This window comes from Scytonema hofmannii PCC 7110 (genome assembly GCF_000346485.2).
Classification (GTDB): domain Bacteria; phylum Cyanobacteriota; class Cyanobacteriia; order Cyanobacteriales; family Nostocaceae; genus Scytonema; species Scytonema hofmannii.
In genome coordinates, this window is the sequence record NZ_KQ976354.1 from 7,142,800 (window position 1) to 7,156,412 (window position 13,613).

A 13,613-nucleotide genomic window follows, 5' to 3' on the forward strand; every position below is an offset into this window, starting at 1 on the left:
TAACAACTAACAACTAACTAGCCAAATACGTATATCTTCGTAGACTCTGTTCGTAAGTTTGTAATAGTTTTTGAGATTCTGCGAGAGTAATTCGATTTTCAATCAAAGCTTGCTCGCATCTCTGACGGATATTTTCCAGCATATCCTCAGAGTCATACTGTACGTAGCTCACGACCTCGCTCATGGTGTCCCCTTTGACAACGTGTTGGATTTGGTAACCCTTGGGCGTCAAGTGGATGTGAACCGCGTTGGTATCACCAAAGAGGTTGTGTAAATTCCCCATAATTTCTTGGTAAGCTCCATTGAGGAACATCCCCAAGAAGTAAGGGTCTCCGGGCTTGAACTTGTGCAGTTCCAAAACAGATTTGACATCGCGCAAGTCAATAAAACGGTCTATTTTGCCATCGCTATCGCAGGTTAGGTCTGCAAGGATTCCTCTCTGTGTTGGTTCTTCACCCAAGCGGTGTATGGGCATGATTGGGAACAATTGGTCAATTGCCCAGCAATCTGGTGCGGATTGAAACACGGAAAGATTGACGTAGTAGATGGAAGCCATAATTTTTTCAAGGTCTTCCAAGTCGTCGGGTACGTATTCTTGCTTGCGAGTGATATCAAGAATTTTTTGACAGCAAGCCCAGTAAAGACGTTCCGCTTTGGCACGTTCTCTCAGACTTAAAATACCTAACTTGAAGCGGCTGATTGCCTCTTCTTTAAATTGGGTCGCATCGTGGTAAAACTCTTGATAGTTCTCTTCGTTTAACGATTGATAGGTTTCCCACATATAGGTAATGATGGGCGACTCTCCTTCTTGGGGAGGGTCTGGTGGATCTCCGGGGATTTCGCTGGTACTGAGAACGTCAAAAATTAAAACAGATTGATGAGATGCGATCGCACGTCCACTTTCACTAATCAGTGTTGGTACGGGGAGATTCTTCTCCGCACAGGTATCTTTTAGTTCAGCAACTATGTCATTGGCATAGTTCTGCATATTGTAGTTTTTTGAAGCGTAGAAGTTGGTTTGAGAACCGTCATAATCTACACCCAAACCACCGCCAACATCAAGATATTTCATATTTGCCCCTTGAGTCGCCAATTCTACGTAGATACGACCGGCTTCTTGGATGGCATCTTTAATCACATGAATGGCAGAAATTTGCGAACCAATGTGGAAATGAAGTAACTGCAAGGATTCCAATAAGTTAGCATCGCGTAACTTGTCAATGGCTTGTATGATTTCTGGAATGGTTAGACCAAATTTAGCGCGATCGCCACTGGAAGTTCCCCACCGTCCCATTCCTTGAGTGCTCAGTTTAGCTCTCACGCCAACAATCGGTTTGATCCCCAACTGCTGGCTGACCTTAATCACAAGATCCACCTCTTCAACTTGTTCTAGAACGATAATCGGCGTTTGTCCCAGTCTTTGAGCCAGCATAGCCGTTTCAATGTATTCCTGGTCTTTGTAGCCGTTGCAAATCAACAGTGCTCCTGGGGTGTCCAGTAGAGCCAAAGCAATCATTAACTCTGGCTTGGAACCTGCTTCTAAGCCAAATTGATGGGGTTTGCCAAACCGCACTAAATCTTCAACTAAGTGCCGTTGCTGGTTGCACTTGACAGGAAATACGCCACGATAAACGCCAGGATAGTTATAGCGGGCAATAGCTTTGGCGAAACAAGCGTTTAACCGTTCGATCCTGTCTTCCAGAATATCAGAAAACCGTATCAACATGGGAAGCCCCAAGTTACGCTGCTTGAGAGCATTCACCAGTTCGTACAAGTCTAGAGAACCACCGCGATCGCCCTTAGGAGAAACAGTGATATGACCCGCAGCATTGATGGAAAAGTAGGGTTCACCCCAACCTTCTATCCGATAAAGTGCTTCGCTATCTTCAATTTTCCAGATGCGAGTTCCATCTGCTGTAGTAGTCATTGGCAGCAGTTTTTGTTGTTTTTGTGCTTTTATTTCGGCTTTGGTTGCATTGGAGGGAGGTTTCACCACCTCGTCTGATGTAGTAGTCGTTAAATCACCACGCATTTCTTTCCTGACCTTTTTGTTTCACCCACGAGAATACAATGTATCGCATTCATCTCGAAGCGCATATGCATTCGGAGATACTTTCTGCGATAATTTCAGATTGTCATTTGTCCTTTGTCATTTGTTAATAACCAGTGACCAGTGACCAGTGACCAGTGACCAATTTACTTAATTTGAGGAGATAGCTTTGGAACGCACATTTTTAGCAATTAAGCCCGATGGCGTACAGCGTGGACTAATCGGTGAAATTATCCGCCGCTTTGAGACTAAAGGCTTTACCCTCATTGGTTTAAAGCTTGTAAAGGCTTCCCGAGAATTGGCTGAACAACATTACGATGTTCATAAAGAAAGACCTTTCTTTGGCAGCCTGGTCGAGTTTATCACTTCCGGCCCGGTTGTGGCGATGGTCTGGGAAGGAGAGGGCGTTGTCTCCTCAGCTAGAAAGTTGATTGGCGCAACAAATCCCTTAACAGCAGAACCAGGAACAATCCGAGGTGACTTCGGCATTAGTATTGGTCGCAACCTCATCCACGGTTCCGATGCTATTGAAACAGCACAACGGGAAGTTTCCTTGTGGTTTAAGGAAGAAGAATTGGTTGCTTGGCAACCTCATTTGACACCTTGGTTGCACGAGTAGTTTCCACTCTCAGGCTTTTGGTAAAGCATTAGCCATTAATACAGCCTCCCCTCATCCCCAACCCCCTCTCCCACGGGGAGAGGAGGCTTGTTGAGCTTACAAGATAGGTAATTGATTTTTTGGAAATCTCTTGTTTACTGAACTCAATAAACAGTCAGCCAATCCTTGAGCTTCATAGTATAGCGTACATTTTTCTACTTGTGTAGAATTGCTTTATTCTCTATGCTTATTGTTGAACTTCAGTTTTTTCTGGTTCCTTTATTGTAGTTTCATCGTCTGAAACTTTACGTTTGGAGAACCCCCAAGCTAAAATCAGGGCAATAGAAGTAATCATTACCCATTGTGGTGGTACAAAGGAGTCGTTCACAACTTTCAAAAACAAGCGCAAGCCCACAAAGGCAACTGTAATGTAACCGGCATCTTCCAAGTAGACGTATTCATCCAACCAACGAATAAACAGACCTGCCATAAAGCGCAGAGTTACAACACCAATGGTAGTTCCTGTTAGTACCAACCAAGTCTCATTAGATACAGCGATCGCAGTGGTTACACTATCAAGAGAAAATGCTAAATCTGTCAGGGCGATAACGGGGATCGCTTGCCAAAGGGAATTAAATCGAGGCCCGTGGTGTTGATTATCTTCACCTTCTTCAGAGGTAAAATGTTGGAATACTAGCCACAGTAGATAAGCTGCACCTAACAATTCAAACTGCCAGAACTGTTGTACCCAGGTAGCAGTTAGAAGTAACGTGATTCGCAGAACATAAGCAACGACTAAACCAATGTTCAGCGCCTGACTTTCGAGTTTCTTGTTTTCCAGACCTTGAGCGATAGCCGCAAGAGCGATCGCATTATCTGCAGAGAGTACCGCCTCTAAAAAAATGAGGAGCAGCAAGACTATAGATGTTTCTAAACTAGGATGAAAGTGGAGGTAGTCAAATATTTGGTCTAGCATTCCTGTTTTCTCAAGCAGCAAAAATTAAAAGTGATCGGCAAAAGAGGGCTTAGTATACAAAACGTAATAAAAAGCTACTCTCTCCAGCTTAACGTGTAGTTGGTAAATTCTGTTCAAGTTGTACCGACAATATTCTATACTTTGAGTTGCATAGCATCTCAAAAAAGTATAAATTAATACATATAACGATTTTGTAGGCTGGGTTGAGGAACGAAACCCAGCAAATGGAGATTAAAAGTTCTGGTGGTGCGGGCATCTTGTCCGCCTTTAATAAGGGACAAAAACCCTCACCCCCAACCCCCTCTCCCATTGGGAGAGGGGGCTTTTTAAAGTCACAATCTCTTCTTGGTTCGCATAATAGTAAGTCAACGCTGCATCAACTTGTGCTAAATTCAAATGCATTCTTTTCTTTACAATTTCTTCTAAAGACTTTTCGGCGTTATAGTCAATAATAATGTTTTGAACAGATATTTTGGTTCCGGCAATATGTGGATATCCTCCACATCATTCCAGTTTTGGCGAATAGTTTTGGCGAATAGAATTCGCTACTATACAAACAAAGTCCGCCTACGCGGACTTACGAAAAATCAGGTTTCTCAAACCCACGGAGGTGGGTTTCGCCTGTGTAGCCGCGAATTCTATTCGCCAAGGCTTGGGTATTTCACACAAACAGAGATGTTGCAGTTTCCCCAATCCAAAATCCACTCATCTAAAATCCAAAATCATATTATTGTTCCCTCAACTTTTTCAACTCATCTGTTGTGAAGGGATTCTTTCCTGCATTTAAGGCATTAATCCAGCGTTGACGCTGCGATTTTTGCTCAGAATTATCAGACCATTTGATAAAAGCTTGGAAGTCTTCAATCGCTCCTTTGCTATTACCAGTTAGCGCTTTAGCTAGTCCTCGACTATCAAGAATATATCCCTCTTTTGGAGAAAGAGCAACTGCTTTTTCACAAGCAAATATGACATCTTTCGCAAAGCCCCGCAAGCTACCACCCCAACAAAGAGAATTCCAGTCAACGGCAGAAATGGTTAAAGAGGGATCGAGTTTTTGAGCATCTTTGTAAAGAGCGATCGCTTCTTTGAATTTATCCTGCTTTATCAGTGTTTCTCTTCGTATAAGAAAAGCTACTGCTTTTGGATTATTTTCTATAGCTTTTGTTTCTGGATTCAAGTCAATATTTCGATCCAGTTGTTGTGCTTTTTTAAACTTAACTAATGCTACCTCAATTTCTCCTTCTTGCGCGAGTTCTATGCCTTGGACAACTATAGCTGGTGCTGCTTTTACTTCTGAATTGTAGTTTAGTTGAGAGTTCCACATTTTAGCTTTATTAAACTTAGCAACTGCCCGCTCAAAATTACCCTCAGTTGCTAATTTCTCACCTTGTTTCACGAAAGTCGAGGCGGCGGCAATCTGGAGAGGCTTTGTTTGACATACCTGAAGTTCTGCCAATGTCTCAGGATGCTGGGGCAAATAGTATTTGAGCCAATCGCATCCCAACACAAGTAAATTTTTTAGATCCAAATTCCATAGTTTCACCGTCTTGTCCGAACTTGCAGAAGCGATGGTCTTGCCGTCGGGGCTGAAGCTGACGCTCAAAACCGAGGCGTCATGCCCTTTGAGGGTTTTGAGTTCTCTGCCTTTTGACTCATACACTGCTTGCCGTAAAGCAACAACAACTTGATTGCGGGTATTGGCTTCCATCCACTTTGACCAAATTGTCTGTTGCAGTTTGTCTCCTGCTTTAATACCTTCTACCAAAGCTTCTTCTTGAACATTAGCAGTAAAAAGTGCTTCGGAAGAAGAAACAAGAGCGCTGATTTGGGCATTTGTTTCACCAATTGTTGACTTGACTCCAAATGTCACAGCGACGGCTGTTAATGCTACCAACCCTACCCCTGCACCAGAAGCTATTCTTAATTGCTGTTTTAAAACCTGATTTAACTTGGCTTCTGCTAATTGACGTTTTTGTTTTTCTCTTTCTAATTCTGCTAATAATTCGGCACCTCGTTGTTGGCGAATAAAAGATACTAGATAATCATGAACAAGTTGATAGCGATCTGCTGGAGATTGCGGTATCAAGAAGACTATCCCTGATGTCACTAAAATCTTTAAAACTAACTCTAGTTTATCAACTTCGGCTGCTAAGACTGCTAGAGCCTCTACTAATTCAGCGTAGGTTTTCAACGGGCGGGTGTTATTCTCATCGGTGAGTAAATACAAGACTAATTGAGCAGCACGTTCGTTTTCTTGTCCGCAATCTTTCACAACTTCTTCTAAATACCTTTGGACAAGCTGTTCTTTTGGTCCTTTTTCCTGATACTGTTCCAAGGTAGTAATTTTCTCTGTTTCCAGTTGCGAACCCACGACTTGCAACTCAATAGGGCGAACCTCTCCTTCTTCTGCAGCTAAATCTCGCACCAATTCGTCAATCAGTGCTGGTTCCAAAGAAGAGGAACGTTGGGTTAAACTTTTAATGACCTTTCTCGCACCTTCTGGAGAAAAGTTGCCGAAATAGTAGCGAATTCCTTTATTCAGGATATCATTTTTTGTGACTTCTAAATTTGTGATGCGATCGCACTCTAATAAATAATGCAAATAATCTTCTCGTAAAGCAAGAATCACTTTCACATAGGGAATATCTAAACTATCCAAAGAGAGTTTCAAAAACTGCCAAAACTCTTTTCGTTGAGATGGTTGAGAACAGTTAAAGAAAAACTCCTCAAATTGGTCAAAAATCAGAATAGTTAAGAAATTGCGAGTTGCATTTTGCCGTAATTTTTGAACAATCTCATGACTATTTTGGATTTTGGATTTTGGATTTTGGATTGAAATAGATTCACTTGGACTTGATTCTACCCAACTATCTGTTGTGTCACGAAGCACTTTACCCAATTCCTGCTGCCAATCGTTGTAAAATCTGACTATTACAGGCAAAGGAATCCGACTATCAATTGCAGGTATGTCCTGTAATGCTGGTACTAATCCTGCTGTCAGCAGCGAACTTTTTCCAACTCCAGAGGGACCATAAATCACGACTAATTTTTGGTCATCCCGACTGATACGCTGGATTAATTGTTTAACATCTTCCTCTCGCCCAGATGCAACAATTTCTTGAGCAATGGTTCCTTGCTGAGAAGTTGTTTCGACAGCATCACCATACAATTCAGTTGAACCAACCGTTATTAAAGCAGGATGAATCACCTGTCGCTGAGATTGCAATCTCAGCTGCATCCATACCTATTTTTAATGCAGCATTGTCTAAAAATCTGTCTCCACCTGTTTCTAAAATTTTGGAGAATAACCCATCTGCTTTTTTTTGGAGAACTTGAATTAAGTCAGTGTTAGAGATGGCAAATCTAATTGGTACGCCAGCATAAGTATAGAAATCTGGTGCTAATTTTATGAACTTTTGCAGCACCAAATCGTTAATCCAGAAGACTACGGGAAATGAAAAACTTTGAGGAAAATCATCCCGGACTCGATTCATGGAAATCAACAGATCGTCAATTGCCGTAACTGACTGTAACCCCAATACCATAATGGCATTGGTAACAGATAATCTGTCAATTGTCAACTTTTCTTGAATAATTGAATATAGATTTGTGGCTGACTTATCTAAAGTTACTTCTAGTACTTGTAATTCAGGGTTTTGGCGCAACTGTTCTAGAATTTGTTCTTGCAGATGTGCGTAGTTGCAGCGCACTAAAATTAGGGAAAAGCGACCTTGAGAACGAGCGATCGCTCTGACAAGAGTCGCTAGCGATCGCTCATTTTGCACGGAAATCTCTTCGGGATTTATCGGTTCGCTCATACCTATAATTGCTTGGCTTCTGCTAATACGGGATTAATACCAAACCAGCGTCCCTGTTTGTCCTGATATTCAAAGACAAACAAACTTCTTAATAAAGTTTGGTAATCATCTTCACCACTCACACTTTGCTGCTGAACGACTTGACGCAGTAATTCCCACTCGTATTTTGTAATAGATAGCACTAAGGTTTCGCGGTATTCGCGGATAGCATTTTCCAGACATTCCTGCGACAAAGGGGGATCTTCTGACTGAAGACAACTGTAGAGCAGTCCCAATAAATTTCGCACGTGACCCCCACTGATTTCGCAAAGCCTGACTAATGTATCTGGAGTATCGAAAACTTCTGCAATCAAACCCAACCTCAGTTCGGAGTTAACTGTGGGAAAAGCTCTCGCTAATACTATCTGTTGCAACAGCGCCATACCTTCAGAGCATGGACTTCCATCACGTAACTGCACGGGAACTATCGGTAGTATCTTGGGACCCACTCCACCGCCCAAACGATTTTTCATCGTCTCATATTCATTAGAGAATACCAAAGCCAGAGGTATTGTGTAAACAACATGGCACTTCAGTTTGCGTAACTCTTCGCCGCGATCGACAAACAAGTGTTCTGGTTGCGATCGCTCTCGGTTTTTCGCCCTGGGATCGACTCGATCCAAATTGTCCACAATCACCACCAACCCTTTCTTACCCTTATCTTTAAGTTCCTGGTTAGCACGAGTTAAGAATTCTTCATTCAGAGATTCCAAAATATTATTAGTGCGAGGTTCCAGATATTGCCTCAACTGACTTCGCAAAAGAGGACTATCTTTTGTTTTAGCGCTAATTTTAGCAATACCTACAGATAACTCCCCCGCAAGTTCTTTGGGAGTTTGTAAAAATTCATGAATTTCACCTAATAGTTTCGCAAAATATCCCGGTCTGAGTTTAATTCCCACTGCTTCTAAACTTTCACTCACTGACCTAGCGATTGCAAGTAATATATCTGTAACATCTACATCAGCCATGTCTAGGTCTTGTGTAGACTCAAAATATACCACATGAAAACCTTGCTGTTGTAACTCTGCTTCCAATTTTCGCAACTCTGTCGATTTGCCACAACCAATATGACCGGTAAATAATTGGCATGTTGGTTTATCTGGTGAAAGGCGTGTAATTGTTCGCCCAAGTGCTTCAATTACTTTAGAACCACGCACAGAAGCAAAGTCTACATAGTACTGTCTATCTTGAGGATTTGCCAAGACTAGAGTTCTGCTGGGGTTGCAACTGTCAAAAAATCAATGTTTTACAACTTATCCCGAACTAGATAAAATTCTTAAGGACAATCCACATTACAAGGCTTTGGCTGCACAGGCTGCACAGCAAACATTGAAAACTGTAGGAGAGTCAATTACTAGTTACAACGGATTAGTTAATGCATATTACAAGGGAGAGGTTGATAAACCATCATTACCACAATATAGAAAAAGTGGTGGACTTGCGGCAGTTACGTTCCCACGACAAGCACTGACCTATAAAGATGGTTGTTTTTATCCATCAATTAGTAGAGAAACTAAGCCACATCTGCTAACTGAAATTGCTTTACCATTACCAGAATTCATTGATTCAGATTGGGTTAAGGAAGTGACAGTGCGTCCTTGTTACGGTCAGTTGTGGATTGATTGGGTAATCGATGATGGTAAACAGGTTGTTGAAATTAATCCCAATCTTGATTACACGCAAGCTTGGAGTTTTGACCATGGTGGAACGAATTGGTTAACAGGTGTTTCAACACTGGGACAAAGCTTAATCATTGATGGTCGCAAATTGAAATCAATGAATCAGGGCTATTGCCGTCTTGTTGCTAAATATAAACAAGGGAAATCGGAGTTTTACTGGGATTCTAATCTTGATAGAGTCCAACTTAAACGCAATAACCAGATGAGAGATGCCATCAATAAAGCAGCAAGATTCATTATTAATCGATGCCTCGCTGATGGCATTGGCAATCTTATTATTGGTTGGAACGAGGGACAGAAGAATGGTTCCGATATGGGCAAGCGTAGTAACCAAAATTTTGTACCAATTCCGACTGGTAGACTTATTGAACGTCTTAAACAACTTTGTCCTGAATATGGAATTGTTTTAACAATTACTGAGGAATCTTATACGTCGAAAGCGTCTTTTCTGGATGATGATTTCCTACCTACTTTTGGTGAGAAACCCAACGGATGGAAGCCTTCAGGTGAAAGAATTGAACGTGGTCTTTACAAAACCAAAAAAGGTTTTTTAATCAATGCTGATTGCAACGGAGCCGCCAACATTGCAAAGAAAGTAGCCACACAGCTAGGACTTGTTCTAGTTAAGGTGGGTAGAGCAGTTTTGAGTCTGCCACATCGGTATGATTTGTTCCAAAGTCTAAAGAATTCATTTCGTAATACGTTACGGAGTGTGGCTTTAGCCCACGGAGAAACATCCATGTAGAATCCCCCGTGTTTCAACCGGGGGAGAACTCAAGATGCAGTCATGATTAGTCATCGCACCCCAAATTCAAAAAACAAAATCCTTTTTTGTAAAGTAGAGATATAGCATACCAAGTCCCTACTCTGTTAATTTCCATACATCTTAACGAAAATCAACCACACTTCTGGTAATTTTACGTACACAATAGTTTTCAGTTGGAACGCCAATAACAGAAACCATCATGTCCCAAATCACCATAGAATCCATCCTTCAAGAAAAGCGTTTATTCCATCCCAGTCAGGAATTTTCTCAAAACGCTCACATCAAAAGTCTTGAAGACTACCAGCGCCTCTACGATAAGGCTAAGGCAGATCCTCAAGCATTCTGGGCAGAATTGGCTGAACAGGAGTTGCACTGGTTCCAAAAGTGGGACACGGTGCTAGACTGGCAACCACCTTTTGCTAAGTGGTTTGTTGGGGGAAAAATTAATATTTCTTACAACTGTATTGACAGACACTTGACAACTTGGCGCAAAAATAAAGCTGCGATTATTTGGGAGGGGGAACCAGGTGATTCCCGCACTCTCACTTATGCCCAATTACATCGGGAAGTTTGCCAGTTTGCAAATGTGCTGAAGCAGTTGGGTGTGAAAAAAGGAGATAGGGTTGGCGTTTATATGCCAATGATTCCTGAAGCAGCAATAGCAATGCTGGCTTGTGCTAGAATTGGCGCACCCCATAGCGTTATTTTTGGTGGTTTTAGTGCAGAAGCATTGCGCGATCGCCTTGTGGATGCCCAAGCAAAACTTGTCATCACGGCTGATGGTGGTTGGCGCAAGGATGCGATCGTTGCTCTCAAGGATCAGGTAGATAAAGCTTTGGCTGATGGGGCTGTTCCTTCGGTGGAAAATGTCTTGGTTGTGCAGCGTACCAACCAGGAAATCCATATGGAATCGGGACGAGACCACTGGTGGCATGAGTTACAAAAAGGTGTATCTGCTGATTGTCAGGCTGAACCTATGGACAGTGAAGACATGCTGTTCATTCTCTACACTTCCGGTAGCACGGGTAAACCGAAGGGTGTTGTCCATACAACTGCGGGTTATAACTTATACACCCACATGACCACGAAATGGATTTTTGACTTGCAGGATACCGATGTATATTGGTGTACTGCGGATGTAGGTTGGATTACAGGACACAGTTACATCGTCTACGGTCCTTTGTCCAACGGTGCAACAACTCTTATGTATGAAGGTGCGCCCCGTGCTTCCAATCCGGGCTGTATGTGGGACGTTATTGAAAAGTACGGGGTGAATATCTTTTATACCGCACCTACTGCAATTCGTGCCTTTATCAAAATGGGCGAACAGCTACCGAAAGCAAGAAATCTTTCTTCTCTGCGCTTATTGGGAACTGTAGGCGAACCAATTAACCCAGAAGCTTGGATGTGGTATCACAAAGTGATTGGTGGGGAACGCTGTCCAATTGTTGATACTTGGTGGCAAACGGAAACGGGCGGTATTATGATTACACCGTTACCTGGTGCTATTCCTACAAAACCTGGTTCTGCAACTCGTCCTTTCCCTGGAATCTTAGCTGATGTTGTGGATTTGGATGGTAACCCTGCGGGTGATAATGAAGGTGGCTACTTGATTGTCCGGCATCCTTGGCCTGGTATGATGCGAACAGTCTATGGCGATCCAGACCGTTTCCGCCGCACTTACTGGGAACACGTTCGCCCTCAAGATGGGCAATCTGTCTACTTTGCTGGCGATGGCGCAAGACGCGATGAAGATGGATATTTCTGGGTGATGGGTCGTGTCGATGATGTGATTAATGTAGCTGGTCACCGTCTCGGTACAATGGAAATTGAATCGGCTCTCGTTTCCCATCCTGCGGTTGCTGAAGCAGCAGTCGTGGGTAAGCCGGATGAACTTAAGGGAGAGGAGATTGTTGCTTTTGTGACTCTAGAAGGAGGAAGTACAGCAACGGATGACTTGAGCAAGGAACTCAAGCAACATGTTGTTCGGGAAATTGGTGCGATCGCACGTCCGGGAGAAATCCGCTTTACCGATGCTTTGCCTAAAACTCGTTCTGGTAAGATTATGCGGCGATTGCTGCGAAATTTGGCTGCAGGACAAGAAGTTTCTGGGGACACTTCTACTTTGGAGGATAGGGGTGTTTTGGATAAGCTGCGGGAAGGTGCTTAGGAATTTTGAACCGCAGATGAACGCTGATGGACGCGGATAAAGCAGTGTTCGAGTCAATAAACTACTGCATTTTCTTGTGGTGCGGGCTTCTAGCCCGCCACAAATGAAAGACGGGCGAGGACGCCCGTACCACAAGAAATTGTGACAGATTTTTTGGCCTTACTTCTGACTATTCCCTTTCCGCCCGAAGATTACCTATTTAAATGAACCGCAAAGACGCAAAGAGCGCAGTGATTGCACTGAAGATAGTTGCAATGTTTTTGACGTTTGGCTGTTGTTATGCAGGTTCATGTTGACTGAAAAATATATGGAAAAATGAAAAAGCTAGTGAAGTAGAGTGTCCACTTGCACTAGCCTTGGTAGAAGTCACGACTATCCTAGCTAGAAGGATTTGTTGATAAGAGTATTTAGTTGTGGTTTGACCCCAGAACTCCAGTTTTTTCAACCGTGTAGTGTTTGTGGATGAGAAATGAGTGAGTCTAATTGGTATTGTTTTGGGTTCCTCCTGATTTTAAAAACTCAATCAAATCTTGCATTTGCTCTTTGTTGAGAACATAACGTTGACTGGGAACTCCTTCATGAATGAGTGCATACTTTTTTGTACTACCGTTGTTTCTCACGGTTTCGATAACAAGACTTGAACGACTAAACCCCGTACCTTGAATAGTTTTTTCAAAAAACTCAGCTAGGTTGGACAAGAAGGCTTGACGTTGGTCTGGATTGTTTTGCTGATTTGGGCTGGGTTTCATGCCAATCTTTATGATGTCCCTAACGTAAGGATTCATGAATCATTGTTATTGCTAATAAGGACAGCAAAATAGCTCCCACACGCACAATCAGACCTCCTAATAACGGTAGCAGTGGGTTCATAAGATGAATTGCACCAAAAGTTATTGACACCAAAAAGACGATTCCAAAACTTGCTAGTGCTAGCAAAAAATATTTGAGCGACGTAGAAATCACTCTGAATAGAAGATTAGGCTCATTTTCTGTCACAGTTTTACACCTACAATAGTTCAGTTGAATTCTGGAGAGGGCATTGCTGAATTAAGCTGTGATTGGTGGGTAGTGCGATCGCTTTGACATTTGAAGTCATATATGAGTAACCAAACAAGTCGTTTCAGCCTTTTTAAGAACTCGTTGATGTAGTCGAGCTACGTCATGTCTAAAACGGCTATCCTCGCCCTCTATACTTGTCAGATAAGTCTTGCTAACAATTTGGTTGCTAGCATCAATTAGGTTCTACTGGGTTTGTTGAATTATGCTCAGTTAGCCCTGAACTAAAGTATGCGCTGAGGCGCACGCTAACGCGAAAGGGCTAAAAGCTCTTTATCTAAGGCTATCTCAGCCAAAGGCTCTATCCCATTGTCATGGGTTTGGTGCTGCTCAATGTGAAATTTATTTCACATCTGAGTGCCAACGAAAATCTCTCTAACTCCCCACGACCCAAAACCAGGGTCTTTCACCACAATTTCAAATTGTGTTTCTCAATACTTAGCTAAAACACTGTGTGG

At 42.5% G+C, this 13,613-nt stretch carries 10 protein-coding genes and 1 pseudogene; 3 read left to right on the top strand and 8 right to left on the bottom strand.

Annotated features, from left to right (window positions below; translation table 11 throughout):
• Window positions 1-13: 13 nt before the first annotated feature.
• Window positions 14-2,032 carry a biosynthetic arginine decarboxylase gene (gene speA, locus WA1_RS29845; RefSeq protein WP_017740660.1) on the bottom strand — a complete coding sequence of 673 codons (2,019 nt, stop codon included), beginning with the start codon at window positions 2,030-2,032 and terminating at the stop codon, window positions 14-16.
• 187 nt (window positions 2,033-2,219) lie between these two features.
• Here speA and ndk point away from each other — a divergent pair, with 187 nt between their 5' ends.
• Window positions 2,220-2,669, top strand: a complete 450-nt coding sequence (gene ndk / locus WA1_RS29850; protein WP_017740659.1) for a nucleoside-diphosphate kinase — start codon at window positions 2,220-2,222, stop codon at window positions 2,667-2,669.
• A 226-nt stretch (window positions 2,670-2,895) separates the two neighbouring features.
• Here the strand turns inward: ndk and WA1_RS29855 are convergent, their stop codons facing one another.
• The 5 genes and pseudogenes from WA1_RS29855 to WA1_RS29870 form a co-directional block, all read right to left on the bottom strand.
• Window positions 2,896-3,624: a TerC family protein gene (locus tag WA1_RS29855; RefSeq protein WP_017740658.1), complete on the bottom strand. Its 729-nt coding sequence runs from the start codon at window positions 3,622-3,624 to the stop codon at window positions 2,896-2,898.
• A gap of 267 nt (window positions 3,625-3,891) precedes the next feature.
• Window positions 3,892-4,116, bottom strand: a pseudogene (locus WA1_RS61860) (DUF433 domain-containing protein); the annotation flags it as partial.
• A 235-nt stretch (window positions 4,117-4,351) separates the two neighbouring features.
• Window positions 4,352-6,862 carry an nSTAND1 domain-containing NTPase gene (locus WA1_RS29860; RefSeq protein ID WP_148662795.1) on the bottom strand — a complete coding sequence of 837 codons (2,511 nt, stop codon included), beginning with the start codon at window positions 6,860-6,862 and terminating at the stop codon, window positions 4,352-4,354.
• Window positions 6,795-7,442 carry a hypothetical protein gene (locus WA1_RS60375; RefSeq protein WP_017740655.1) on the bottom strand — a complete coding sequence of 216 codons (648 nt, stop codon included), beginning with the start codon at window positions 7,440-7,442 and terminating at the stop codon, window positions 6,795-6,797. Before WA1_RS60375 ends, WA1_RS29860 begins: the two co-directional genes overlap by 68 nt.
• A gap of 2 nt (window positions 7,443-7,444) precedes the next feature.
• Entirely contained in the window at window positions 7,445-8,686 is a 1,242-nt protein-coding gene (locus WA1_RS29870; protein WP_017740654.1) for a P-loop NTPase fold protein, read from the bottom strand.
• A 19-nt stretch (window positions 8,687-8,705) separates the two neighbouring features.
• Between WA1_RS29870 and WA1_RS29875 the strand changes: the two genes are divergently transcribed.
• Window positions 8,706-9,908: an RNA-guided endonuclease InsQ/TnpB family protein gene (locus WA1_RS29875; RefSeq protein ID WP_017740653.1), complete on the top strand. Its 1,203-nt coding sequence runs from the start codon at window positions 8,706-8,708 to the stop codon at window positions 9,906-9,908.
• A 220-nt stretch (window positions 9,909-10,128) separates the two neighbouring features.
• Complete coding sequence (gene acs, locus WA1_RS29880) at window positions 10,129-12,099, top strand: acetate--CoA ligase (protein ID WP_017740652.1); 1,971 nt, start codon at window positions 10,129-10,131, stop codon at window positions 12,097-12,099.
• 479 nt (window positions 12,100-12,578) lie between these two features.
• Here the strand turns inward: acs and WA1_RS29885 are convergent, their stop codons facing one another.
• Both WA1_RS29885 and WA1_RS57390 read right to left on the bottom strand, forming a co-directional pair.
• Window positions 12,579-12,848, bottom strand: a complete 270-nt coding sequence (locus WA1_RS29885; RefSeq protein WP_272819255.1) for a hypothetical protein — start codon at window positions 12,846-12,848, stop codon at window positions 12,579-12,581.
• A 19-nt stretch (window positions 12,849-12,867) separates the two neighbouring features.
• Window positions 12,868-13,095, bottom strand: coding sequence for a hypothetical protein (locus tag WA1_RS57390; protein ID WP_017740650.1), 228 nt, complete (start codon window positions 13,093-13,095; stop codon window positions 12,868-12,870).
• Window positions 13,096-13,613 lie beyond the last annotated feature (518 nt).

Bases quoted from the DNA above. Each gene is read 5' to 3' on its own strand.
- WA1_RS29885 (WP_272819255.1), bottom strand. From the start codon at position 12,848: ATGAAACCCAGCCCAAATCAGCAAAACAATCCAGACCAACGTCAAGCC.
- acs (WP_017740652.1), top strand. From the start codon at position 10,129: ATGTCCCAAATCACCATAGAATCCATCCTTCAAGAAAAGCGTTTATTC.
- WA1_RS60375 (WP_017740655.1), bottom strand. From the start codon at position 7,442: ATGAGCGAACCGATAAATCCCGAAGAGATTTCCGTGCAAAATGAGCGA.
- WA1_RS29860 (WP_148662795.1), bottom strand. From the start codon at position 6,862: ATGCAGCTGAGATTGCAATCTCAGCGACAGGTGATTCATCCTGCTTTA.
- speA (WP_017740660.1), bottom strand. From the start codon at position 2,032: ATGCGTGGTGATTTAACGACTACTACATCAGACGAGGTGGTGAAACCT.
- WA1_RS29855 (WP_017740658.1), bottom strand. From the start codon at position 3,624: ATGCTAGACCAAATATTTGACTACCTCCACTTTCATCCTAGTTTAGAA.